Source organism: Streptomyces sp. SLBN-8D4 (assembly GCF_049739545.1).
Classification (GTDB): Bacteria; Actinomycetota; Actinomycetes; order Streptomycetales; family Streptomycetaceae; genus Streptomyces; species Streptomyces canus_C.
This window is the reverse complement of record NZ_JBMGQC010000001.1, coordinates 5,858,809-5,883,661: the sequence shown is the minus strand read 5'-3', so window position 1 is coordinate 5,883,661 and position 24,853 is coordinate 5,858,809. Positions and strand designations below refer to the sequence as shown.

Sequence of the window (24,853 nt, the reverse complement as noted above, 5' to 3'; positions counted from 1 at the left end):
TGAGCGAGGGCGCCCCGGGCCACATGGCCCGGGGCGCCCTCGTCGTCGTATCGCGGTCGTCATATCGCGGTCCTCGTATCGCCTACGAGTGCTGCCTCAGCAGCGTCCTCATCGTGCGCATCGCCACCGACAGGTTGGCCAGGTCGAAGGCGTCCGAGCTCTGGATCTCCTCCAGGGTGGTGCGCGCCCGGCTGAGGATCGGGGCGTTCTTCTCCTCCCAGGCCTTGAAGCGCTGCTCGGGAGTGGACGTGCCGTTGCCCACCGCCAGTACGTCGGCCGTCAGAGCCGAGTGGGCCGCGTACAGGTCCTCGCGGATGGAGGCACGGGCCATGGACTGCCAGCGGTCGGCGCGGGGCAGCTCGATGATGCGGTCCATGAGCTGGGTGATGTGGAGACGGTCGGCGAGGTCGTAGTACACCTCGGCGACGTCCATCGGGTCGCGGCCCATGCGGTCGGCCACCGAGACGATGTCCAGCGTCGGGAAGGCCGAGGAGAACCCGGCCACGCGCGTGGCGAGTTCGTCGGGGACTCCGGCGCCGCTCAGCTCGTCGTAGATCTTCTGGTACCACTCCAGGTCGGCGCCCCGCAGCAGCTTGGGCAGCTGGGACCACACCTGTTCGACGCGGTCGCCGAAGAACTCGACGGTCTCGGCGAGCTGGAGCGGCTGCGGCCGGTTGTTGAGCAGCCAGCGTGTGCCGCGCTCGACGAGCCGGCGCGAGTGCAGGCGGATCCGGGTCAGTACGGCGGCCTCGACCTGGTTGTCGAGCGCCTCGACCCCGTCCCACACCACTCCGGAGCGGAAGATCGCGCGGGCCACGGTCTGCGCCCGGACAATCTCCTCCAGCGACGCGCCGGTCTCCTCGCGCAGGCGGTGCAGATAGGTCGTACCGCCCGTGTTGACCGTGTCGTTGACCAGGACGGTCGTGGTGATCTCGCGGTGCAGCGGGTGGTTGTCGATGTGCTCCGGGAACTGCTCCCGCAGGGCCTTCGGGAAGTACGTGTGCAGCAGACCGTGCAGATACGGGTCGTCCGGGAGCGAGGTGTGCAGCAGCTCCTCGGCGACCGTGATCTTCGTGTACGCCAGCAGGACGGCCGTCTCCGGGCTGGTCAGACCCTGTGCGGCGCCGAGGCGTTCGCGGATCTGCCGGTCGGTGGGCAGGAACTCCAGGGCCCGGTCGAGGTGGCCCTCGCGCACCAGGTGGCGCATGAAGCGCTGCTGGGCGTGGAGCATGTCCTTGGACTGGGCGAGCGCGTTGGCGATGGCGGTGTTCTGCGCGTAGTTGTTGCGCAGGACCAGGCGGCCGACCTCGTCGGTCATCTCGGCGAGCAGCTTGTTGCGCTGCTTGACCGTCATGTCGCCCTCGGTGACCAGGCCGTTGAGCAGGATCTTGATGTTCACCTCGTGGTCGGAGGTGTCCACGCCCGCGCTGTTGTCGATGGCGTCGGTGTTGATCTTGCCGCCGTGCAGCGCGAACTCGATCCGGCCGAGCTGGGTCAGGCCCAGGTTGCCGCCCTCGCCGACGACCCGCACGCGCAGGTCGGCGCCGTCGACGCGGATCGGGTCGTTGGCCTTGTCGCCGACGTCCGCGTGGGTCTCCGTGGACGCCTTCACGTAGGTGCCGATGCCGCCGTTCCACAGCAGGTCCACCGGAGCCTTGAGGATCGCCTTCATCAGGTCGGCCGGGGTCATCTTGGTGACCTTGTCCTCGATGCCGAGGGCCTCGCGGACGTGGGCGTTGACCGGGATGGACTTGGCGGTACGGGGGAAGACGCCGCCGCCCGTGGAGATCAGCTCGGTGTTGTAGTCGGCCCAGCTGGAGCGCGGGAGGTCGAAGATGCGGCGGCGCTCGGCGTAGGAGGTGGCCGCGTCGGGCTTCGGGTCGATGAAGATGTGCCGGTGGTCGAAGGCGGCGACGAGGCGGATGTGCTCGGAGAGCAGCATGCCGTTGCCGAACACGTCACCGGACATGTCACCGATGCCGACGACGGTGAAGTCCTCGGACTGGGTGTCGAGGTCCAGCTCGCGGAAGTGCCGCTTGACGGACTCCCAGGCGCCACGGGCGGTGATGCCCATGCCCTTGTGGTCGTAGCCGGCCGAGCCGCCGGAGGCGAAGGCGTCGCCGAGCCAGAAGTTGTACGACTCCGCGACCCCGTTGGCGATGTCGGAGAAGGTCGCGGTGCCCTTGTCGGCGGCGACGACGAGGTAGGTGTCGTCCTCGTCGTGCCGTACGACGTCGGCGGGCGGGACGACTTCACCGGCGACCATGTTGTCGGTGATGTCGAGCAGGGCCGAGATGAACATCTTGTAGCTGGCGATGCCCTCGGCCAGCCACGCGTCCCGGTCGACCGACGGGTCGGGCAGCTGCTTGGCGACGAAGCCGCCCTTGGCGCCGACCGGCACGATGACGGTGTTCTTCACCATCTGCGCCTTGACCAGGCCGAGGATCTCGGTGCGGAAGTCCTCACGCCGGTCGGACCAGCGCAGCCCGCCGCGCGCGACCTTGCCGAAGCGCAGGTGCACGCCCTCGACGCGCGGCGAGTAGACCCAGATCTCGAACGCCGGGCGCGGCGCGGGCAGGTCGGGGATGGCCTGCGGGTCGAACTTCATGGAGACGTAGTCGTGCGGCTTGCCGCCCGCGGCCTCCTGGAAGAAGTTGGTGCGCAGGGTCGCCTTGATGACGGTCAGGAAGGAGCGCAGGATCCTGTCCTCGTCCAGCGAGGCCACCTGGTCGAGCGCCGCGTCGAGCTCCTCCAGGAGTGCGTCCACGAGTTCATGGCCTGCGCGCTGGCGGTCCGGCGACATCCGCGCCTCGAACAGCGAGACGAGCAGCCGGGTCGTGTGGACGTTGTGGCGGAGGGTGTCCTCCATGTAGTCCTGGCTGAACGTCGAGCCCGCCTGGCGCAGGTACTTGGCGTACGCCCGCAGCACCATCGCCTGGCGCCAGCCCAGACCGGCGCTCAGCACCAGGGCGTTGAAGCCGTCGTTCTCCGCCTTGCCGGTCCAGGTGGCGGCGAAGGCCTCCTGGAAGCGCTCGCGGCCGTCTTCGCCGAGGTAGTCACCGCCGCCGTTCTGCGACTTGGGCATGCGCAGGCCGAAGTCGTAGATCCAGGCGATGCTGCGGTCCGAGCAGCGCAGTTCGTAGGGCCGCTCGTCCGTCACCTCGACGCCGAGCCGGCTGAGGACCGGCAGCACGGCGGACAGGGAGATGGCGTCGCCCTTGCGGTAGATCTTGAAACGGCGCTCCTCGGGGGCGGCGCCCACCGGCTCGTAGAGGCTGAGCGCGAAGTCGTTCTCCTCGCCGAGCCGCTCCAGGTGGACGAGGTCGGCGACCGCGGAGCGCGGGGTGTGGTCGGCCTTGTAGCCCTCGGGGAAGGCGTTGCCGTAGCGGCGGGTCAGTTCGGCGGCGCGCTCCTCGCCGAGCTCGGCGTTGAGTGCCTCGGCAAAGCCGTCGGCCCAGGAGCGGGCGGCCTCGACCAGGCGGGCCTCGATGCGCTCCTTGTCGCTGTCGCTGAGCTGCGGCAGCTCGGTGCCCTGCGGGACGCGGACCACGAAGTGCAGCCGGGACAGGATCGACTCGGTGTTCCAGGCGGTGAAGTCGACGCTGATGCCGCCGAGTTCCTCCTTCAGGATGTCGATGATCCTCAGGCGGACGCCGGTCGTGTAGCGGTCGCGGGGCAGGTAGACGAGGGCCGAGTAGTAACGGCCGTATTCGTCCTGGCGCAGGTAGAGCCGCAGCCGCCGCCGCTCCTGGAGGTACAGGACGGAGGTGGCGATGGACTCCAGCTCGTCGGCCGGGGTCTGGAAGAGTTCGTCGCGCGGGTAGGTCTCCAGGATCTGGAGCAGGTCGCGGCCGTCGTGGCTGTTGGGCGAGAAACCGGCCCTTTCGAGCACCTCGTCCACCTTGCGCCGAATGACCGGAACCCGGCGCACCGACTCGGTGTACGCGGCGGAGGAGAACAACCCGAGGAAACGTCGCTCGCCGATGACATTGCCGTCGGCGTCGAACTTCTTGACCCCGATGTAGTCGAGGTACGACGGCCGGTGCACCGTTGCCCGGCTGTTCGCCTTGGTCAGAACCAGCAGGTTGTGCTCACGCGCCTTCGCGCGGGCGTCGGCGGGCAGCCGCTCGAAGGACGGGCTGACCGGGTGGCCCTCCTCGCCGGCGTGGTGCGGGTCGGAGCGCAGGATGCCGAGGCCGGTGCCGGGCACGGCCGCGAGGGAGTCGTCCGGCCTGAGCTGGTACTCCCGGTAGCCGAGGAAGGTGAAGTGGTCGTCGGCCAGCCAGCGCAACAGCTCGCGGGCCTCCTCGATCTCCATGTCGCGCAGATCGGCGGCGACGGGCTCGGCGGGCAGTTCGTCGGCCATCCGCAGGGCCGCGTCCCGCATCTTCTCCCAGTCCTCGACGGTCTCCCGGACATCCGACAGGACGCGCAGCAGGTCGGCGTTGATCTGCTTCAGGTCACCGCGGTCGGTCTCGCGGTCGATCTCCACGTGGATCCAGGACTCGGTGTGCGCGTCGTGCGGGAGGTCACCCGCGGAGGGCGGGGCGGCGAGGACCTCGATCAGCTTGCCAGTGAGATCGCGGCGGACGATGACCTGGGGGTGGATGACGACATGGATGCCGCGCCCCTGCCGGGTCAGCTCATTGGTGACGGAGTCGACGAGGAAGGGCATGTCGTCGGTGACGACCTCGACGACCGAGTGGGTGCAGGTCCAGCCGTTCTCCTCCACCGTGGGCGTGTGCACCCGCACGTTGGCCGTGCCCTGCGGGCGCGTCTCGCCCAGCCGGAAGTGGGAGAGAGCGGCTCCGTAGATGTCGACCGGGTCGCGGTCGGCGAGGTCTTCCGGTGCCGTGTGCAGGTAGTAGCGCTGGAGGAACGCGAGCACGGTCTCGCTGTCCGGGGTGTCCGGGGTGCGGGGGGTCTCGTCGTCCGTCGTCCCAGTCGGTAGGTGCCCCCCGACCGGGCTGTTCTCAGCTACCCGGGCAGCCCTCCCGAGCAGCTCGGCCTTGGCTTCGTCCAGCTTGGTCTGCATTGTCCTCTGGCTCCTGTCGCGCGCCGTTGCGTGACGTAGAAGAAAGTACGGTCTCTTCCCCTGCGGCTCGACGCCACGGCCCGGGGTCTCCGGTCTGCTCCGACGCTATGCCGCAAGGTGAGATGAGCGGGGGTATATCAGCCATTCTCGACACGCCCGTCAGGTGTGACGCTGCTCTCTGCCGCGTCGGTGACGAGGGCGTATTCGGCGTCATGAGGGCCCTTACGGCCCCGTCCCGCCCGCGAGGACCAGCGGCCGCCGCCCGGCCACGGAGGTGTTCCGTGCGAACCGGGCGCGGGGCGGGGGCCACAGCGCCCCCGCGAACTATCGCGCTGATCACGCCACCCAGGCTATCGCCCCTCACAGGGGGGCCGTCATGAGCCGTATGTGTACAAAACCAGGGGTGGAACTTTGACACTCTGCACAGTGTCTACGCCGCATCCAGGCCATGACTTTCTCCCCTCGCCTTCGCACACCCTCTTGGCAAGCGCGTCCCGACGGTGCACTTTGCCGACATGACCGCAAAAATCCTCATCGTCACCGGTGACGCAGCAGAGTCACTGGAGGTCCTGTACCCCTACCAACGCCTCCGCGAGGAGGGCTACGACGTCCATGTCGCGGCTCCCGCCCGCAAGCAGCTCCGCTTCGTGGTCCACGACTTCGAACCCGGCTTCGACACCTACACCGAGAAGCCCGGCTACACCTGGCCCGCCGACCTGGCCTTCGCCGAGGTCGAGGCCGGGGAGTACGCCGCTCTCGTCATCCCCGGCGGCCGCGCCCCCGAGTACCTGCGCAACGACCCCGAGCTCCGCAAGATCCTCAAGTCCTTCTTCGACGCGGACAAGCCGGTGGCCCAGATCTGCCACGGCCCCCTGCTCACCGCCGCGATCGACGGGCTCCGCGGTCGACGTGTCACGGCCTATCCGGCACTGGAGCCCGACATGCAGTCGGCCGGAGCGGCCTTCCAGGACGCCGAGGTGGTGGTCGACGGCACCCTGGTCTCCTCCCGCGCCTGGCCGGACCACCCGGGCTGGATGCGGGAGTTCCTGAAGGTGCTCAGGGCTAAGGCACCGGTGACCTAGCCGACGGGGTGGCGCATGCCGTCGTGGTCGCGGGACCGGCGTAAACCGGTCATGCCGCTATTCGCTCGGCCTCCGCGACCGCCTCCGCCAAGGTGTCCACCACCGGCACGCCCACCCCTTCGAGGCTGGCCCGGCTGTGCGACCCCCCGGTGTACAGCACGGCCCGCGCCCCCACCCGCATCGCGGCCACCGCGTCGTCCGCGGCGTCCCCGATCACCACGGTCCGGGCGGCGTCCACATCCACCAGCGCGGCGAGATGCCGCTCCATGTGCTCCGCCTTGCTCCCCCCGGACGGTCCCGTTCGCCCGTCCACCCGCAGGAAGTGCGCCTCGATCCCGAACCCGCGCACCAGCGGCACCAGTTCGTCATGCACGTACATGCTGAGGATCGACTGGCTGCGTCCGGCCGACCGCCACCCCATGAGCAGTTCCACCGCGCCCTCGGTGAGCCCGCACCCCACCCGGTGCTCGGCGTAGTACCGGTGGAAGGTCTCGTCCATGACCTCCCACTCCGCGTCGGTGGGCAGCCGGCCGAGCAGGCGTTCGTAGAACTTCGGCACCGGCACGCAGTACAGCGCCCGGTACTGCTCCATCGTGATCGGCGCGAGCCCCAACTCGCCGAACGCCGCGTTCGTCGCCCCGATGATCGCGTCGTTGTCGTGGAACAGCGTGCCGTTCCAGTCCCAGACGATGTGCGCCCCTGTCAGCTTCCCCATGTCAAAAACGTACCCGCCCCCACTGACAATGAAGAGACCAGCAGGTCAAGACGGGTAAAGCCGCGCCCCGGCACGGCGGGAGACGGCTTCAGCCGCCCAGCCCCACGAGGTTCGGGATCTCCTGCGTCGCGAACCACAGCAGCTCGTGGTCCTCGGCCCCGTCCACGACGAACTGCGCGTCGTCGTCCCCGGCGTCCGCCGCCGCCAGCGCGTCCACGGCGGCGGTGACGTCCTCCACCGCGTCCTCCGAGTCGACGTGCACCGCGGCGGCCTTGGCCAGCTTCACGGCCCCGGCGACCCGTACCTCGCCGAGCGCCGCGGGATCCAGCGCCCGGTCGGGATCGGCGACCGCCGCCCCGTCGGCCACGTCGACGGCCACCACGACGCGGCGCCGTACGGCCCCGGCGTCCGCGGCGAGCAGCCGCAGCGAGGCGAGCGCGGCCCGGTTCAGCGCCGCGTACTCCAGTTCCTCGATGTCGTCGGAGAGGTACCACTCGCGCAGGGCGGGTGTGACGGCGTAGGCGAGGAGCGGTCCGGCCCCCAGCTCACCCGTCTTGTACGCCTCGGCGAGACCAGAGAGGGTCAGGGGGACGTAGACGCGCATGACTGGCCGCTTTCGTGGTCGGAGAACATCATCGGCGGGGCTCCGCGAAGGCCTTCAGGATACGTGCGGGCGTCCCCTTTCGAGTCCCTGCCCAGACCTCGGCAGGCGTCCACCCCGGGCCCGGAATTCACCCGCCCCGCCCCCGGATTCACGGGCTTCCGCACCCCTGGATCACCCTGATAGGTGAACATTTCCGGTCGCCCGACCCGGCCCTCCTCGCACTTGCCGCCGCGGTCCGCGGCCCCGTACAAGATCCCCAACCAGAAGTTACCGCCCGGTACTTTCCGGGCCCGCTGAACGGGGATCCCATGAACAAGGTCATGACCAGGGCCCAGCACCATTCCGGCACCCGCCCGCCGGCCCGCCGCGACTCCCGCCGCCCGGGCGGCACGCCGCCCCGCACACCCGGGGGCAGCACGCCCCGCACGGCCCCGGGCGACGGCCGCCCACCGGGCTCCCCCGGCAGCGGCCCCCGCACCCGTACGGGCCCCACGGACAGCCGTCCGCAGAGCATCCCGGGGCCCAACGCGACGACCACGGGAGCCGCTCGGCGCGGCACCACGGCCGGAACTACGACCGTCGGCACGCGCGCCACCACGGCCGACGCCACGACCACCGGCACGCGCGGCACCAGCTCAGGCAGGGACAGCGCCGCTACCGGCCCGGGCAACACCGCCACCGCGACGCGCACCGCAGCCCGCGGCACAGCCACCCCGGCGGTCGTCCCGCCCCAGACCCCGCGGCGCCCCGCGGTCCCCCAGCCCCGCCCCACCGACCTCTTCGCCGACCTTCTTCTCGCCGTTCTGAGCGGCCAGCGCCCCGTCCACTCGATGCTCCGGCACACCGCCGGCCGCGCCTACGACGAGCTGGCACGGCTCGCCGAACGCGGTCCCCTGCGCACCCGCGGCGCCCGGCCCGTCGTCCGGGACATCGGCTACTACGTCCCCCGCCAGGGCGCCGTGGAGGCCTTCGCCCGCATCGGTGCCGGCGACCAGCTGCGCGCCATGGCCTTCCGCCTGGAACAGGGCCAGGACCTGCGCTGGCGCTGCACGGCGGTCGAACTGGGCGGCTCCCGGGCTCCCCGTCCGGACGAGGACTGACAGCCCCGGAGAAGCCCGCGAGTCCCCTCACACGCCGAAGGGCCGGCCACCCCGAGGTGACCGGCCCTTCTCATGTCACGGCGCCACCGGCACCGTCACGTCGATCCGCCACGGCGCTCGTCACGCCGTAGGCACTACTTCTTGCGCCGGCCCCGACCACGGGACTGCTTGCGCCGCTCCGCGCGCGTGAGGCCGTCCGCCTCGGAGCGCACGGGCTCGTCGTCGTCGTCGGCGAACTCGCCCTCGATGACACCGCCCTCGCCGTCCACGGTCGGCGCGGAGAAGTGCAGGTCCCGGCGCTGCGGGGCGTCGAGTCCCTTCGCGCGGATCTCGGGACGCGCGCCGGCCTGCGCCGGAACGGAGTCCTGCTTGGCGAGGGACGGCCTCTCGTCCTCGACCGGGACCTCCTCGACCTGCTGCTCGACCTGGACCTCCAGGTTGAACAGGTAGCCGACGGACTCCTCCTTGATGCCCTCCATCATGGCGGTGAACATGTCGAAGCCCTCGCGCTGGTACTCGACCAGCGGGTCCTTCTGGGCCATCGCGCGCAGGCCGATGCCCTCCTGGAGGTAGTCCATCTCGTAGAGGTGCTCGCGCCACTTGCGGTCCAGGACCGACAGCACGACCCGGCGCTCCAGCTCGCGCATGATCTCGGAGCCGAGCTGCGCCTCGCGCGCCTCGTACTGCTCGTGGATGTCGTCCTTGATGGACTCGGAGATGTACTCGGCGGTCAGACCCGCGCGGTCACCCGCCGCCTCCTCCAGCTCCTCTACGGTGATCTTCACCGGGTATAGCTGCTTGAACGCGCCCCACAGCCGGTCGAGGTCCCAGTCCTCCGCGAAGCCCTCGGCGGTCTCCGCCTCGATGTACGCGTCGATCGTGTCGTCCATGAAGTGCACGACCTGCTCCTGCAGGTCCTCGCCCTCCAGGACTCGGCGGCGCTCGCCGTAGATGACCTCGCGCTGCCGGTTGAGGACCTCGTCGTACTTCAGGACGTTCTTACGGGTCTCGAAGTTCTGCTGCTCGACCTGCGACTGCGCGGACGCGATCGCACGCGTGACCATCTTGTTCTCGATCGGGACGTCGTCCGGGACGTTCGCCATCGACATCACGCGCTCGACCATCTGGGCCTTGAACAGCCGCATCAGGTCGTCGCCCAGGGAGAGGTAGAAGCGGGACTCACCGGGGTCGCCCTGACGGCCGGAACGACCGCGCAGCTGGTTGTCGATACGGCGCGACTCGTGCCGCTCGGTACCGAGCACGTAGAGGCCGCCGAGCTCCTTGACCTCCTCGAACTCCGCCTTGACCGCCCGCTCGGCCTTCTCCAGGGCGGCCGGCAGAGCCGCGGCCCACTCCTCGATGTGCTCCTCGGGGTCGAGGCCGCGCTGACGCAGCTCCGCCTCGGCGAGGTCCTCGGGGTTGCCGCCGAGCTTGATGTCGGTACCACGGCCGGCCATGTTGGTGGCGACGGTGACGGCACCCTTGCGGCCGGCCTGGGCGACGATCGTCGCCTCACGGTCGTGCTGCTTGGCGTTCAGCACTTCGTGCTGGACGCCGCGCTTGCTGAGCTGCTGCGAGAGGTACTCGGACTTCTCGACCGACGTCGTACCGACGAGGATCGGCTGGCCCTTCTCGTGCTTCTCGACGATGTCGTCGACGACCGCCTCGAACTTCGCGACCTCGGTGCGGTAGATCAGGTCCGACTGGTCCTTGCGGACCATGGGCCGGTTGGTCGGGATCGGGACCACGCCGAGCTTGTAGATCTGGTGGAACTCGGCGGCCTCGGTCATGGCCGTACCGGTCATGCCGCAGAGGCCCGGCTGTTCCTTGCCGTTGTGGTCGTGGCGCTTGTACAGGCGGAAGAAGTTCTGCAGGGTGATCGTGGCGAGGGTCTGGTTCTCGTCCTTGATGTCCACCCCTTCCTTCGCCTCGATCGCCTGGTGCATGCCCTCGTTGTAGCGGCGGCCGGCGAGAATACGGCCGGTGTGCTCGTCGACGATCATGACTTCGCCGTCCATGACGACGTAGTCCTTGTCCTTCTTGAAGAGCTCCTTCGCCTTGATGGCGTTGTTCAGGTAGCCCACCAGAGGGGTGTTCACCGACTCGTAGAGGTTGTCGATGCCCAGCCAGTCCTCGACCTTGCTGACACCGGACTCGTGGATGGCGACCGTGCGCTTCTTCTCGTCGACCTCGTAGTCGCCGGTCTCCTCGATGCCCTTGAGGGGGTTGCCGGCCTCGCCCTTCTTCAGGCGGGTGACCAGCTTGGCGAAGTCGCCGTACCACTTGGTGGCCTGGTCGGCCGGGCCGGAGATGATCAGCGGCGTACGGGCCTCGTCGACCAGGATGGAGTCGACCTCGTCGACGATGGCGAAGTTGTGGCCGCGCTGGACGAGTTCGTCCTGGGACCACGCCATGTTGTCGCGCAGGTAGTCGAAACCGAACTCGTTGTTCGTGCCGTACGTGATGTCGCACGCGTACTGCTCGCGGCGCTGGGCCGGCGTCATGTTGGCGAGGATGCAACCGACCTCGAGGCCCAGGAACTTGTGGACGCGGCCCATCATCTCGGAGTCGCGCTCGGCCAGGTAGTCGTTGACCGTGATGAGGTGGACGCCCTTGCCGGACAGCGCGTTCAGGTACGCGGGCAGCGTGCCGACGAGCGTCTTGCCCTCACCGGTCTTCATCTCGGCCACGTAGCCGAGGTGGAGGGCGGCGCCGCCCATGATCTGCACGTCGTAGTGGCGCTGGCCCAGCGCGCGCTTGGCGGCCTCGCGCACGGTGGCGAACGCCTCTGGGAGCAGGTCGTCCAGGCTCTCACCGTCGGCGTAGCGCTGCTTGTACTCCTCGGTCAGGGCCCGCAGCTCGGCGTCGGAGAGGTCGATGAAGTCCTCTTCGATGGAGTTGACCTGGTCCGCGATGCGGTGCAGCTTGCGCAGGATCTTGCCTTCGCCTGCACGCATGATCTTCGAGAGGACGGACACGGGGGTTGGTCTCCTTGCCGGTCGGGCCTAGGACGGTCGGTTTCCATTTGACTTACTGAGCAACGGCCATCGTATGCGAGGACCCCGCCACGTCGGGAGGCCTGCTGGGTACGCCGACTGTCAGCTCTTTCAAATCTGCTTCAAAGGGGACAACGGAGGGGGAACGCCGATGGTGCCGCGCCCCGCTCACGAATTGCGCGAATTGTGATCACTCGCTCACTCACAGCGAAAGCGATGGCGTCCTCACCGAACACCTGAGCAGAATCGGCCGATGGAACCCGTCACGCTGACCACGGACCGTCTCCTGCTGCGGCCGCCCACTCCGCAGGACACCGCGACCGTCCTCGCGGCCGTGCAGGACCCCGACATCCTGCGCTGGACCACGATCCCCTCGCCCTACCTGGTGGAGCACGCCCAGAGCTTCACGGAACAACTGGCCCCGACGGGCTGGGCGAACGACACGATGTTCACCTGGGGTCTCTTCCTCCCCGAAGGGGAGGACCTGGTCGGCATGCTGGGCCTGACCATGCGCTCGCCGGGCACGGCCGAGATCGGCTACTGGGCCACCAAGGAACACCGCGGAAACGGCTATGTCACCGAAGCGGTGCGCGCCGCCTCCCGCTGGGCGTTCACGCAGCTGTCGATCGACCGCGTGGAGTGGCGCGCGGAAGTGGGCAACCAACCCTCCCTTGCGGTGGCGGAACGCGCCGGTTTCGTCGTCGAGGGCGTCCTGCGCTCCGGCCTCGCCCACCAGGGCGTGCGCCGGGACTGCTGGGTAGGTGCGCTGCTGCCCTCGGACCTGGGCCTGCCGTCCACGTTGCAGTACCTCCCCGCGGCTCCGTAGATCCGCAGCTCACCTCCCGTTGTCAGTGCCGGCCTCTATCGTTCGGACCCATGACGACTGCGCCTCCCACCACCGACCTCTCGGCCGACGAGGCCCGCCGCATCGTGCTGCGCGCCCAGGGCTTCCTCGGCACCCCCGACCGCCGGGCCGGGGTCCGCGGCATCCTCCGTCACCTCGGCGCGGTCCAGCTCGACACCATCTCGGTCCTCGCCCGCTCCCACGAGCTGATCCCGTACGCCCGTCTCGGTGCGGTGGGCCGCAAGAGCGTGGAGGCCGCCTACTGGACGACCACACCCCTCGGCGCGTCTCCGGACCGACCCCACGCTTTCGAGTACTGGTCGCACGCGGCGTGCATCCTCCCCATCGAGGAATGGCCCCACTTCGCCTTCCGCCGCCGTGCCTACCGCAGCCGCCCGCACTGGAACCACCAGCTCCCGGACGGCACCTACGACCAGGTCATCAAGCAGCTCCGCACCGAAGGCCCCCTCACCGCAACAGAGTTGGGCGGCGCGAAGAAGACCAGCGAGTGGTGGGACTGGTCGGGCACCAAGGTCGCCGTCGAGCGTGCCCTGATGTACGGCGAGGTGGTCTGCGTGGAGCGCCGCGGCTGGAAGCGCGTGTACGACCTCGCCGAGCGCGCCGTGCCCGCCGATTTGCTCCACGACGAGCTGGACGACACCGAGTGCGTGCGCCGCCTGGTCGGTCTCGCCGGCCAGGCGCTGGGCGTCGGCACCCGCGCGGACATCGCCGACTACCACCGCCTCAGGGGCGAACAGGTCGACGCGGTGATCGCCGACTCGGGTCTGGTGCCGGTGACGGTCGAGGGCTGGGGCAAGCCTGCCTGGGCCGATCCCGCCGCTCTGGAGACAGCACCGCGCGGCCGCCACCGCACCACTCTGCTGTCCCCGTTCGACTCCCTGATCTGGGAACGCGCGCGCACGGAGCGGATCTTCGGCTTCACCCACCGCCTGGAGGCGTACGTCCCCAAGCCCAAGCGGGTCTACGGCTATTTCGCGATGCCGGTGCTGGCCGGTGGCCGTCTCGTCGGCCGCGTGGACCCGGCCCGGGAGGGGAGCACGCTGGTGGCCAGGCAGGTGACTGTGGACGGCCCGAAGGCGATCCCGGCGGTCGCGCAGGCCCTGGCCGAGGCGGCGAGCTGGGTGGACTGCACGGACGTCCGGGTCGAGCGGGTGGACTCGCCGGACCTGCGCGAGCCCCTCGTGAAGGCACTAGCGGATCTCTAGGATCTTCTCCCGCATCGCGTAGACCACCGCCTCCATCCTGGAGTGCAGCTGCAGCTTCTCCAGGATGTTGCGCACATGGTTCTTCACGGTGTTCTCGGAGATGAACAACTCCTTCGCGATGTCGCGGTTGTTCATCCCGGTGGCGACGAGCTTGAGAACCTCCAGCTCACGGTCGGTCAGCCGCGGGGCCGGCACGAGACGGCGCTCGTCCGTCCGCTGGATCATCGACTTGAACTCGGTGAGCAGTTTCGACGCCATGGAAGGGCTGATCTGCGACTGTCCGTCGGCCACGGCGCGAATGGCGGTGGCCACCTCGTCCGTCGAGATCTCCTTGAGGAGATATCCGGTCGCACCCGCCTTGATCGCGTCGTAGAGGTCGGCTTCCTCATCGCTGATCGTCAACATGATGATCTTGGCGCTGGGTGCCACTTCCTTGATGGAGGTGCAGGCCTCGATCCCGCCCCGCTTGGGCATCCGCACGTCCATCAGAACGATGTCCGGCAGCAGGTCGGCGGCCTTGTCGACGGCCTCGGCGCCGTCGCCTGCCTCCCCCACGACCTGGATGTCCTCCTCGGCCGCGAGCACGATCTCCAGTCCGCGCCGGAAGAGAGCGTGGTCGTCCACGACGAGAACCCGGATCGGCTCCTTGCGTGGAGAGCCCGTGTCCGCGCCCATGCCGACGACACCGTCGCCGGCGTCCGCGCCGTGCAGCGGTCCGAAGCTGTCCGCCATCGTTCCTCCCCCTGAAGGCTGTGGCTGATCCTGTGCCATCGCCAACCCAAGGCAACGACCCACCGGTTGGGCCGGTGGGCCCATGATTTCATGCCCGGACGACAGTGAGGTGACAGAGCGGGGCGCGAAGTGGTCGCACGCGGGTGCCCCTGGGGGCGCACACGCGCTCCAGGGGCACCGGCTCAGCTGTCATCCGGGAGGGTCAGCTGCCCGTCGTGTCGCCGGCCGCGGGAGAGTGCGCCCGGGCGACCATCGGGTCCGTGCTCAGGTGGATGACGCCGTAGTCATAGGCGTGCCGCCGGTAGACGACACTCGGTTCCTTGGTCTCGGAGTCGACGAACAGATAGAAGTCGTGCCCGACCAGTTCCATCTCGTAGAGCGCCTGGTCGAGGGTCATCGGGGAGGCGACGTGGGTCTTCTCACGGACGACGAGGGGACCTTCACCCTTGATCTCCAGCGAGCCGATCTTTTTGACGGGCACGCCGTCCGAGTCTTCCTCGTGGACGGGGTGGCCGTTGCCGTTGAGCGTCGCCGCGTCCGGAACGTGGTCGGGGACCTCAGCTGCCGTGAGCCGCCGTGCGCCCCTGCGCGTGTGGCGCTTGTCGTGCTCCTTGCGAAGCCGGGCGTCCAGCTTCTCCGCCGCCAAGTCAAGTGCCGCGTACGGGTCGCTGGCTGCCGCTTCCGCCCTGATCACCGGACCGCGGGAGCGGAGCGTGATCTCCACTCGGTCACAGCGGTCGGCCTGTCGGGGGTTCGGCTCCTTGGACACCTCGACGTCGAGGCTGATCACCTTGCCATCGAGCTTCTGGATCTTCTCCAGCTTCAGCTTCTCGGCCACGTGCTTGCGGAACCGCTCGGGCACCTCGGTCTTGCGGCCCTTGACGACGATGTCCACGCAGAACTCCGTTCCCGGATCGCTCCGCCTCGATGCGGAGCATCTCCCTCTTGCACCAGGCTCCGGTGAGCCCCGGAACCTCGGACTCGGTGACGTCCACCTCCTCCCCCGCGGGCAAGATCTCCATTCCACCGTCGCGGGTGATGGTGGAAATCCCGCGGGCACGGCATTCGGATCTGCGAGGTGTGGCCTGCGCCTTTCTCTCACAACCGAACATATCTCGCCTGGACGGATGTCGTCACCCTCTACCGCGGCGTACCTCCGTTCAGGTGAATTGATCCTCTCGTAACCTGCAACGATGCAACTACACAGTCAGTTCCGGTTTATTTCGAAGGAATCCGGCGACGCCGCGACCACTGCCGCACAGATGACGTCACGCATGCCCCCGGCGCCCGCCGTTGTCGCCACGCAGCGCTCCCGGTCCGTGTCCTCCTCCGTCACTGCGGCCATCCGTTCCCCCATGCCTTCCCGAGTTGCCGCGGTGTACACGAGGACCGTCGGATCATCGCCGCATCCGGCCACCACTCGTCCACCACGGCGCCCGCTTCCGTCCTGCCGCCGTTCGCCATGGCATCCGTCCGTTCCCCGCCGCCCTCGGACACGCTGTCCCGCAGTCCCCGGCGATCGCTCACCAGGCCACGACTCCGTTCCCAGTAACCGAGGACCGCTGCGCCCTCCTTGGCCCTGTTGTCGATGATCACGGTGTCCGGCGGTCGTCCGTTCACCGCGGCGAGCGATGTCCTCCCGAGCACCCACCGCCCGGTTCTCCCGAGCCCTCGCCGCCCGAACCTCGCCGGCCCGCGCCTCCTGGACGGCCCGCGCCGCCTCGGTCAGGGACGCTCCCGTCGTCATCAGGTCGTCGACCAGCACCACCAGCCCCTCGGCCAGAAGTCGTCCGCCACCGGGAACCACGGTCAGCGCGCCCGCGAGATTGTCCAGCCGCTGCCGGGAGTTGAGCCCCGACTGGTCGGCCACCACCCGCCGCTGCCGCAGGACGGCCACCACCCGCACCGCCATCCCCGCCCGCCGCAGCTCTCCCGCTGCAGCAAGGGCGATCCGCCGCGTCGGATCATGCCCCCTGGCCCGAACGGCCCGCCGCGCGGACGGCACAGGAACGAGCAAGACGGGCACACCGATCCCGTCCCCTGCCCATCCGCCACGGACACGTACACCCGGCCTCGGGCCACGGGTCCCGGTTCCGGTTCCGGCCAACGACTCACCCCCCGACACGCCACGTGCGGCCAGCCCCTCTGCCCCCGACGGCACTCCGCTGCCCTTACCCCTGCTGCTGCTGCTGCTGCTGCCCAAGGCGTCTACACCAGAGGCGTGGCCGCCCCTGTCCCAGGCCGTCTCGACACCTGCCACGTCCCGGGCCCCGGCCAAAGCCGCTTCACCTGTCCCACCTACCGCCCACGACCACCCGGCCCAGCCGACAGAGGCCATGCACGCACCCGCCCCACGGGCAGAGTCCACAAACGTCCCCGCCCCACCAGCCCGCCCCACAGACGTGTCCGCCCCACCAGCCTCCGCCCCGTCAAGGCCCCTCGTGCCGCGCCCAGCAGGTCCACCCCCCTCCAACTCCCCACCACGCCCGGCCGAAGCCCCACAACCCCGCTCCCAGGCCCCCCGAGGCCCCTCCCAGGCCGCTCCCTCACCCCCCGGCCCACACACCTCCCGCACGCTCGCCCGCACAGCCCCCGCCAGAGCCGTACCGAGCGGCGCCGCAAGGCCCAGCGCCCCCCTCTCCTTGTGGGCCAGCAACACCGCCCGTACCGAATCCGCGTACCGAGCCGCCGCGTGCACGACCGGCAGTCCGGGCGGCTCCGGCACCGGTCGCACCCGGCTCGGCGCGGCCCCGTACAAGGCGGCACGGCACTCCGGACAGAGCGCCGTGCGAGGCTTCCCGCAGCCTCCGCACTCGGCCGGCAGCACCAGATCGGTGAGGTCCTGCCACCACCCGCGCATGCCCACCACTGTGCCAACGCCGAAGCCGACCGACCACCCCTGTGGATAACTCCCTGTGGAAAACCCTGCCCGGTGCGCGAACAACAGTTCCCACCACAATTACCGGCCCTATACAGCTAACCGGCAGACCGCGCACACAGCCCGCGAATCAACCCCGTACGACGATTCCGACACGCCCCACTCGGCGAATCCGAGCCGCCGCCGGCCATGAATCCCCCACCCGCCCCAGAACAAAAGCGGCCACCCTCGCCAGGGCCTCGCCCCGGCAAAAGCAGCCGCTCCCCACAGGGCGGTCCGGTCACCTCAGCCCGGATAGACCGGCGCCGTCCCGTCCGCGTCCACCTTCTGCCACTGCGCCCCGGACGGCAGCCGTACGATCCCGTCCTCCGAGTAGGCGACCAGGGGCATGTCGGCATCCTCGGACGCCGCGATCTCCTTCACCCCCGTGAGCGCGGCCGGCGGCGGCCCCTCCGGAGTGGAGCCGTCGACCTGGACGTAGCGCGTCTGCTGCACGCCGCCCTGCTCGCGCCCGACCACCACGAGCCTGCTGTCGCCGGCCCAGGACATGGTCGTGACCTCCTCCAGGTCCGGTGTCGTGGAGCGCAGCTCCCGCACCGAGACGCTCTGCGGGTCCCCGGTCTTGCCCTCCCGCTCGATCCGCCCGATGAACAGCGACTGCTTGCCGCCCTTCTCCACGACGAGCGCGATCCGCACTCCGTCCGCGGCCACCCGCAGGTCCCTGATACGCCCGTCCAGCCCCGGCGTCTCCACCTCCAGCGGCTTGCCCGCGCCCTCCTTGAACAGCAGCAGTCGCGGATCGACGGGGTTCCGGTCGGCCACCCACAGATCGCCCTCGGTGTCCCAGCTCGGCGTGGTCAGCCGGTCCCCGGTCGTCTTGCCGCTGCTGACCAGCACCGGCTCTCCGAGCGACCCGCCCGACACCAGCGACCCGACGTACAGCGCCTTGCCGTCGAGGCCGACACCGGCCGCCGTGTGCTCGTCACGCGAGACGGCCACGGAGCGCAGATCCTTGTCGCCTTCGCCCAGCGCTCCGGGCACCGCCACCGGCTGGGCCTTCGTACCGCTGCCGTCCGGCTCCGCCGAGACCCGTACCAGCCGGTGCTCGCCGTTCACGAAGTACAGGAACTCGGGCTTCTCGACGGAGCCGCGCGTGGCGTCCCCGTTGGCGTCGGTCTCGGCGGCGGAGCACAACTGCCTGCCGCCCGCCTGCAGCTCGACCTCGTCCACGGCAGGGGTGAGGCCCTGCAGGGTGAACAGCAGTTGGGCCGCCATCGCCTTGCACTGGTCCGCACCGACGTGCTCGGCCTTGTTGTTGAGCGGCACCCTCAGCGTGCTCCGGTCGTCGGGAGCCAGCGAGGAGACGCCGCTCCTGAGGGCCGTGCCGGTGGGAAAACTCGTCCTGACGACGGGATCGAGCCAGGTCGTCGGCCCGCTGAGCAAGGAGCGCACCAACTGCGTCATGGGGTCCACGCGCTCGCGCACATACACGGGGTCGGCGACCGCCACGGTCTGCGGAGCCGTCGCCGCCCTGGTGTTCGACGCGAAGTAGTACTTATTGACGGACACGTAGTTCCGCTGGAAGTCCGACCTGCCCATGACGACACCGCGCGGAGGGCTGTCGATCCGCCACTGCTTGGTCTTCTTGTCGTGCACGAGGTGCACGGTCTCCCGGTACTCGCCCGATGCCGGCGAGTACGACTGCTGCGCGTCCACCACCGCCACCTTGGTGCCGACCAGCGTGAACGACTTGTCGTCGCTCTGCTCCCGGTCCACGGGCGGCACGACGTCGGCACCGGGTCCGTCGTCGAGGACCGTGGTGGACAGCCCCGGCTGCCACTGCTTCGCCGCACTCGGGGTCAGGTACTTGCGGGCGGTCTCGTAGTTCGGATCGTCGCTGGTCAGCGCCTCGAGAAAGCCCTGCACGATGTCCGTGGGTTCGGCGTCCTCCTGCGGCGGCATCGCGAAGACCCGCACCGGCGTGTCCTGCCGCGCCGTGGAGTCGACCCCGCGCAGATCCCCGCTGTCCGGCATGGAGGCACACCCCGCCAGCAGTACGACGCCACAGGCGGCGTACGCCACGGTCCGCCCCGGCGTGTGCCGGCCGCGCCCCTCGCGGTCAGCGTCCACGGAAGGCCTCCCCCTGCTGTTCGTACGACTCCTGTGACCCGGCGTCCGGACGGCCGGCGGTCCCGCCGCCCGGCGTGTGCCCGCCCGAAGAGCTGTCCGGCCGTGGCGCACTCGACGACGGCCGGGGCACCACGCGCGCGCCGTTGCCCGGCAGCGCCGTCGGATCCGCCGTGGGTGCCACGGTGGCCGACCTGGGCGCTATCGGATCCCGAGAGGTCACCTGGTCGCCCGTCGGCTGAGCCGGCACGGTGGCCGCCTTGTCGCCGCCCCCACGCGGCAGACCGGCGTCGTCCAGTCCACGATTGCGGCGCGAGTCCTTGGGCTCCAGCGGTATCGGCGAGCCCCGCAGCGGCTCGTCGGCCGTCCTCGGCAACGTCAGCCGGAACTGCGAACCGCCACCCGGCTCACCCCACGCCTGCAGCCAGCCGCCGTGCAGCCGAGCGTCCTCCAGGGCGATGGACAGCCCCAGCCCGGTACCGCCGGTGGTACGCGCGCGTGCCGGGTCGGCCCGCCAGAAGCGGCTGAACACGCGCGTGGCCTCGCCGGGCTTGAGCCCGACGCCGTAGTCGCGCACCGCGATCGCGACCGCCCCGCCCGCCGAAGCCAGCTTGACGACGACGTCCTTGCCCTCGCCGTGCTCGACGGCGTTGACGACGAGATTGCGCAGCACCCGCTCCACCCGCCGGGCGTCGGCCTCGGCTATGACAGGCTGCTGGTCGCCCACGATCCGGACCGTCGAGCCCTTGCGCTCGGCAAGCGGCGCGGCCCCGCCGACCACGCGCCGTACGACGTCCCTGAGATCTATCGGCTCGGCCTCCAGCGCGGCCGCGCCCGCGTCGAACCGGCTGATCTCCAGCAGATCCGCGAGCAGCGTCTCGAACCGGTCCAGCTGGTCGGCGAGCAGCTCGGCCGACCGCGCGGTCATCGGATCGAAGTCCTCGCGCGCATCATGGATGACGTCGGCGGCCATCCGCACGGTCGTCAGCGGTGTCCGAAGCTCGTGCGACACGTCCGACACGAACCGCCGCTGCATCCGCGACAGGTCCTCCAACTGCTGGATCTTCAGCTGAAGGTTCTGCGCCATCTTGTTGAAGGCCTCGCCGAGCCGTGCGATGTCGTCCTCGCCGGTGACCTTCATCCGCTCCTGGAGCCGCCCTGCGGACAGCCGCTCGGCGATCCCGGCCGCCATCCGCACCGGCGTGACGACCTGCCGCACCACGAGCCAGGCGATCGCTCCGAGGAGTACGACGACGAAGAGCCCGGCGGTCGCCAGGGTGCCCTTGACCAGGCTGAGCGACTTCTCCTCCTGGGTGAGCGGGAAGAGGTAGTACAGCTGGTACGGGTCGCCGTTGGGGTCGTTGACCTGCTTGCCGATGACCAGGGCCGGCTGGGGCTCCTGGTAGGGGTCGTAGACGATGCGGGTGTAGCTCTGGGCGGCAGTCGTACTGTCGTCGATCTTCTCGCGCAGAGCCTCGGGGACGCTGGCCGTCGGGTCGACGTCGCCCGAGGCGCGCGGGCCGCGCCCGCTCCCGCTGTCGCCGCCCACGGGCAGGGTCACCACGTCGAAGGCGCCCTGACCGCCGCTGGAGAGGGAGTAGACGAGATTGCTCATCCACTCGATGACGAACTGGTCGGACTGACCGTCCGACGCGGCCGGGTCGCCGGTCCCGGCGTCGGCCTCCTCCGCCTTCTGCTTGGCCACCGCGAACCCTCCGGTGGCCTGGCTCTGCGACGCCTTGACCTTGGCGTCGAGGAGTCCGTTGCGCACCTGCCCGATGACGACGAAGCCCAGCAGGAGGACCACGCCGAGCGACATCAGCAGGGTCGTGGCGACGACCTTGAGCTGGATGTTGCGCCGCCACAGCCGCATCACGGGCAGCAGCGGCCGGCGCACCCAGCGCATGAGGAGCCTCAGGACAGGGCTTCCCTGGACTCCGCCCTGGAGCAGGCCGCCCTCCACCCAACGTCCCCAGCGGGAACCCGCTGACTTCCGCCCGACAGACCGCCCCGCGTCCGCCCCGGTCCGCCGGGGCGACGACGCGGCACTGTCTCCGGACATGTCAGCTGGGTCCTGCCTTGTACCCCACACCACGGACGGTCACCACGATCTCGGGCCGCTCCGGGTCCTTCTCGACCTTGGAGCGCAGTCGCTGTACATGCACGTTGACGAGCCGGGTGTCGGCGGCGTGCCGATAGCCCCACACCTGCTCGAGGAGCACCTCACGCGTGAACACCTGCCACGGCTTGCGCGCGAGCGCGACCAGCAGGTCGAACTCCAGCGGCGTCAGCGCGATCGACTGCCCTTCCCGCTTCACGGAGTGCCCGGCCACGTCGATGACCAGGTCGCCGATGGCGAGCTGCTCGGGAGCGGGCTCCTCCGACCTCCGAAGCCGCGCCCGGATCCGGGCCACGAGCTCCTTCGGCTTGAACGGCTTCACGATGTAGTCGTCGGCGCCGGACTCCAGCCCCACGACGACATCCACCGTGTCGCTCTTGGCCGTCAGCATCACGATCGGCACCCCGGACTCCGCCCTGATCAGACGGCACACCTCGATACCGTCCCGCCCGGGCAGCATCAGATCCAGCAGCACCAGATCCGGTTTGGCCTCACGGAACGCGGCCAGCGCCTTGTCACCGTCGGCTACGAAAGACGGCTCAAAACCTTCACCACGCAGCACGATGCCCAACATCTCGGCAAGTGCGGTGTCGTCGTCGACGACAAGGACTCGTCCCTTCATAAAGACATCATCCCATTCTCATAACAGTGGTGAAGGCAGTGGTGAGACAGCTCACCGACCAGTGACCTTAGTCGTACTGGACCATCACTGTCTGCCTCGACCGCCGCAGTCGGGACAGCCGCGGATGTCAGGCGGAATACGTGGCCACTCCATCCACTTCAGCTGATCGTCACCTCCCGGGACCTGGCGCACAACTCGGCAAGGGCCTCGGCCGTCACCGGCGACACCACGCCCTCCTCCGTGACGATCGCCGTCACCAGCTCCGGAGGCGTCACATCGAAGGCCGGGTTGTACGCCTGCGTCCCCAGCGGCGCCACCGGAATCCCGCCGCCCGCCTCCGCGCCGGCCACCGGCACCTGAGGCGCCGCGATCTCGGTCACCTCGTGCCCGGCCCGCTGCTCCACCTCGATCGACGCCCCGTCCGGGGTGTCCGGATCCACCGTGGTCACCGGCGCCACCACGATGAACGGCACATGGTGATACCGCGCGAGCACCGCCAGCGGATAGCTCCCCACCTTGTTCGCCACCGAGCCGTCGGCCGCGATCCGGTCGGCCCCGATCAGCACCGCGTCCACCTCCCCGGCCGCAAACAGCGAGCCCGCCGCGTTGTCGGTCAGCAAGGTGTACGCCATCCCGCTGCGCGCCGCCTCGTACGCCGTCAGCCGCGCGCCCTGGAGCAGCGGACGCGTCTCGTCCACCCACAGCCGCCGCAGCCGCCCCGCCCGGTGAGCCGCGAGCGCCACCGCGAACGCCGTCCCCTCACCGCCCGACACCAGCGAACCGGTGTTGCAGTGGGTCAGGATCCGGTGCCCGCCGCCCGGCAGCAGCTCGTCCAGCAGCGCCAGCCCACGTTCGGCCATCGCCGCACTGGCCGCCGCGTCCTCCGCGTGCAGCCTGCGGGCGGCTGCCAGCGCCGCCCCGGCCGCCAGTTCCTGGTCGCCGCTCTTGCCGAGTTCGGCCCGGTAGGCGGCCTCTGCTCTGCGTACCCCGACAGCGAGGTTCACCGCGGTCGGACGCGCGCCCGCCAGCACGGCCGCCGCCTCGTCCACGTCGAACCCGCGCGCGGCGGCGAGCGCGACACCGTAGGCCCCCGCGATGCCGAGCAACGGCGCCCCGCGCACGGCAAGCGAACGGATCGCCTCCACCAGCGCGGACGCATCCGTACAGACCAGTTCCACCTCCTCGGCCGGCAGCCTCGTCTGGTCGAGAAGCACCAGCACGGGGCCTTCGGGTGGCTTGTCCCAGCGGATCGCCGGTATCTCGGTGGGCTTGCTGTCCTCGCCGGATTGCACGTACTGATCAGCCATGCGATCAGTCTGCCCCTTGTCAGCCGGAGTATTGAAGGTGTGCAGCCCATACCGCGGCTGGTCACTGGCCGACCAGCCCATGACACCATGGCTGCCAACCTGCCGCCGCGCCCGCGGACGGGCACCGTGAAGGAGCGACGATGAACGACACTCCGGGCTGGGCCTCGCCCGGATCCGCCCCGTCCGACGGGCACGAGCCCGGCACGTCCGGTCCCGCCGAGCCCGCCGCCGGGCCCGACACCGCACAGCCCGCGCAGCAGCCGGAGAACAACCCGCAGGACGCCGACTCCAAGTGGTCGCAGGAGCAGCCGCCACCCGGTCAGTGGTCCGCCCCCACAGGCCCCGCCGCTCCCGGCCAGGCCCCTCCGCCCCCGCCTCCCGGCCCGGGCTGGGGAACGCAGCCCCCCGCCGGCCCGCCCGGAGGCTACAGCCCTCCCCCGGGCTGGGGCGGCGGCTACGGCGGCTGGGGCGGCCCCCCGCCCGCGGCCAAGCCCGGCGTGATCCCCCTGCGCCCCCTCGGCGTGGGCGAGATCCTCGACGGCGCGGTCTCCACCATGCGCACCTACTGGCGCACCGTCCTCGGCATCTCGCTGACCGTCGCCGTCGTGACCCAGGTCCTCGTCATCCTGCTCCAGGGCTTCGTCCTGAACGACAGCGCGGGAACCGAGGCTCTCAACGACCCCAGCGCCAGCGCCGACGAGCTGACCCACGCCCTGGGCGAGACCATGCTCGGCACCACCGTCGTCTTCCTGATCTCCCTCATCGGCACAGTCGCCGCGACCGCGCTGCTGACGACCGTCACCAGCCGGGCCGTGCTCGGCAGGCCGGTCACCACCGGTGAGGCATGGCGCGACGCCCGCCCGCAGGTGCCCAGGCTGTTCGGCCTGATCTTCCTTCTGCTGCTCATCACGTTCGGCGTGCTCGCCGTCGGGGCGCTGCCCGGCATCCTCGTGGCCGCCGCGGGCTCGAACGGCGGCGGTATCGCCCTCGCGATCCTGGGCATCCTCGGTGCCGGCGTCGTCGCGGTGTGGCTGATGATCCGCTTCTCTCTGGCCTCGCCCGCGCTGATGCTGGAGAAGCAGAGCATCGTGAAGTCGATGAGCCGCTCCACGAAGCTGGTCCGCGGCTCCTGGTGGCGGGTCCTCGGCATCCAGCTGCTGGCCGGGATCATCGCGAACATCGTCGCGGCGATCGTCGTCATCCCCTTCACCTTCCTCGCCGCGGCGCTCAGCGGCGAGGGTGTCGGCGGCTTCGTCAACGGCACCGGCGACCTCGGCTGGACGTTCCTCATCATCAGCGGCATCGGCTCGGTGATCGGATCCATGATCACCTTCCCGATCACGGCGGGCGTCACCGTGCTCCTCTACATCGACCAGCGCATCCGCCGCGAAGCCCTCGATCTCGAACTGGCCCGCGCGGCCGGCGTCCAGGACTACGGCACCCGCCCCACTACCGGGAGCTGATGC

Annotated in this window: 15 protein-coding genes and 1 pseudogene; 5 read left to right on the top strand and 11 right to left on the bottom strand. The window is 70.0% G+C overall.

Annotation, left to right across the window (positions count from 1 at the left end):
• Positions 1-82: 82 nt before the first annotated feature.
• Positions 83-5,035 (bottom strand): NAD-glutamate dehydrogenase, encoded by a 4,953-nt coding sequence (locus RKD20_RS26740; protein ID WP_424879929.1) that lies wholly within the window; start codon positions 5,033-5,035, stop codon positions 83-85.
• Between the two features lie 515 nt (positions 5,036-5,550).
• Between RKD20_RS26740 and RKD20_RS26735 the strand changes: the two genes are divergently transcribed.
• On the top strand, positions 5,551-6,117 hold the full coding sequence (locus RKD20_RS26735) for a DJ-1/PfpI family protein (protein ID WP_424879928.1): 567 nt from the start codon (positions 5,551-5,553) through the stop codon (positions 6,115-6,117).
• A gap of 49 nt (positions 6,118-6,166) precedes the next feature.
• On the opposite strand, the gene RKD20_RS26730 is transcribed toward RKD20_RS26735, so the two are convergent.
• Positions 6,167-6,832, bottom strand: a complete 666-nt coding sequence (locus RKD20_RS26730) for an HAD family hydrolase (RefSeq protein ID WP_020121291.1) — start codon at positions 6,830-6,832, stop codon at positions 6,167-6,169.
• A gap of 88 nt (positions 6,833-6,920) precedes the next feature.
• On the bottom strand, positions 6,921-7,436 hold the full coding sequence (locus RKD20_RS26725; RefSeq protein ID WP_020121292.1) for a DUF6912 family protein: 516 nt from the start codon (positions 7,434-7,436) through the stop codon (positions 6,921-6,923).
• Positions 7,437-7,744: 308 nt separating this feature from the next.
• Here RKD20_RS26725 and RKD20_RS26720 point away from each other — a divergent pair, with 308 nt between their 5' ends.
• Positions 7,745-8,536: an Rv3235 family protein gene (locus tag RKD20_RS26720; protein ID WP_424879927.1), complete on the top strand. Its 792-nt coding sequence runs from the start codon at positions 7,745-7,747 to the stop codon at positions 8,534-8,536.
• Positions 8,537-8,670: 134 nt separating this feature from the next.
• Here the strand turns inward: RKD20_RS26720 and secA are convergent, their stop codons facing one another.
• Positions 8,671-11,514: a preprotein translocase subunit SecA gene (secA, locus tag RKD20_RS26715; RefSeq protein ID WP_424879926.1), complete on the bottom strand. Its 2,844-nt coding sequence runs from the start codon at positions 11,512-11,514 to the stop codon at positions 8,671-8,673.
• 271 nt (positions 11,515-11,785) lie between these two features.
• On the opposite strand from secA, the gene RKD20_RS26710 reads away from it, so the two are divergent.
• The gene (locus RKD20_RS26710) at positions 11,786-12,358 is read left to right on the top strand and encodes a GNAT family N-acetyltransferase (protein WP_424879925.1); all 573 of its coding nucleotides are present in this window, start codon (positions 11,786-11,788) and stop codon (positions 12,356-12,358) included.
• Between the two features lie 50 nt (positions 12,359-12,408).
• Complete coding sequence (locus RKD20_RS26705; protein ID WP_424879924.1) at positions 12,409-13,602, top strand: winged helix-turn-helix domain-containing protein; 1,194 nt, start codon at positions 12,409-12,411, stop codon at positions 13,600-13,602.
• Here RKD20_RS26705 and RKD20_RS26700 read toward each other — a convergent pair.
• The 7 genes and pseudogenes from RKD20_RS26700 to mtnA form a co-directional block, all read right to left on the bottom strand.
• On the bottom strand, positions 13,588-14,334 hold the full coding sequence (locus tag RKD20_RS26700; protein WP_020121297.1) for a response regulator: 747 nt from the start codon (positions 14,332-14,334) through the stop codon (positions 13,588-13,590). The genes RKD20_RS26705 and RKD20_RS26700 overlap by 15 nt on opposite strands.
• 202 nt (positions 14,335-14,536) lie before the next feature.
• Positions 14,537-15,229, bottom strand: coding sequence for a ribosome hibernation-promoting factor, HPF/YfiA family (hpf, locus tag RKD20_RS26695; RefSeq protein ID WP_020121298.1), 693 nt, complete (start codon positions 15,227-15,229; stop codon positions 14,537-14,539).
• A 1,620-nt stretch (positions 15,230-16,849) separates the two neighbouring features.
• Positions 16,850-17,194, bottom strand: a pseudogene (locus tag RKD20_RS26690) (ComF family protein); the annotation flags it as partial.
• A 303-nt stretch (positions 17,195-17,497) separates the two neighbouring features.
• Positions 17,498-19,342, bottom strand: a complete 1,845-nt coding sequence (locus RKD20_RS26685) for an LpqB family beta-propeller domain-containing protein (protein WP_424879923.1) — start codon at positions 19,340-19,342, stop codon at positions 17,498-17,500.
• Positions 19,332-21,401: an MtrAB system histidine kinase MtrB gene (gene mtrB / locus RKD20_RS26680; protein ID WP_424879922.1), complete on the bottom strand. Its 2,070-nt coding sequence runs from the start codon at positions 21,399-21,401 to the stop codon at positions 19,332-19,334. Before mtrB ends, RKD20_RS26685 begins: the two co-directional genes overlap by 11 nt.
• 1 nt (position 21,402) lies before the next feature.
• Positions 21,403-22,080, bottom strand: coding sequence for a two-component system response regulator MtrA (mtrA, locus tag RKD20_RS26675; protein WP_005486885.1), 678 nt, complete (start codon positions 22,078-22,080; stop codon positions 21,403-21,405).
• A 158-nt stretch (positions 22,081-22,238) separates the two neighbouring features.
• Positions 22,239-23,387, bottom strand: a complete 1,149-nt coding sequence (gene mtnA / locus RKD20_RS26670) for an S-methyl-5-thioribose-1-phosphate isomerase (protein ID WP_424879921.1) — start codon at positions 23,385-23,387, stop codon at positions 22,239-22,241.
• 140 nt (positions 23,388-23,527) lie between these two features.
• On the opposite strand from mtnA, the gene RKD20_RS26665 reads away from it, so the two are divergent.
• A complete protein-coding gene (locus RKD20_RS26665) occupies positions 23,528-24,850 on the top strand; it encodes a glycerophosphoryl diester phosphodiesterase membrane domain-containing protein (protein ID WP_424879920.1) in 1,323 nt (440 codons plus the stop codon).
• Positions 24,851-24,853: the final 3 nt, after the last annotated feature.

Coding starts and splice junctions, on each gene's coding strand:
- RKD20_RS26710 (WP_424879925.1), top strand. CDS start 11,786: ATGGAACCCGTCACGCTGACCACGGACCGTCTCCTGCTGCGGCCGCCC.
- RKD20_RS26735 (WP_424879928.1), top strand. CDS start 5,551: ATGACCGCAAAAATCCTCATCGTCACCGGTGACGCAGCAGAGTCACTG.
- RKD20_RS26705 (WP_424879924.1), top strand. CDS start 12,409: ATGACGACTGCGCCTCCCACCACCGACCTCTCGGCCGACGAGGCCCGC.
- RKD20_RS26740 (WP_424879929.1), bottom strand. CDS start 5,035: ATGCAGACCAAGCTGGACGAAGCCAAGGCCGAGCTGCTCGGGAGGGCT.
- RKD20_RS26725 (WP_020121292.1), bottom strand. CDS start 7,436: ATGCGCGTCTACGTCCCCCTGACCCTCTCTGGTCTCGCCGAGGCGTAC.
- RKD20_RS26720 (WP_424879927.1), top strand. CDS start 7,745: ATGAACAAGGTCATGACCAGGGCCCAGCACCATTCCGGCACCCGCCCG.
- RKD20_RS26665 (WP_424879920.1), top strand. CDS start 23,528: ATGAACGACACTCCGGGCTGGGCCTCGCCCGGATCCGCCCCGTCCGAC.
- mtrA (WP_005486885.1), bottom strand. CDS start 22,080: ATGAAGGGACGAGTCCTTGTCGTCGACGACGACACCGCACTTGCCGAG.
- RKD20_RS26730 (WP_020121291.1), bottom strand. CDS start 6,832: ATGGGGAAGCTGACAGGGGCGCACATCGTCTGGGACTGGAACGGCACG.
- mtnA (WP_424879921.1), bottom strand. CDS start 23,387: ATGGCTGATCAGTACGTGCAATCCGGCGAGGACAGCAAGCCCACCGAG.
- mtrB (WP_424879922.1), bottom strand. CDS start 21,401: ATGTCCGGAGACAGTGCCGCGTCGTCGCCCCGGCGGACCGGGGCGGAC.
- RKD20_RS26700 (WP_020121297.1), bottom strand. CDS start 14,334: ATGGCGGACAGCTTCGGACCGCTGCACGGCGCGGACGCCGGCGACGGT.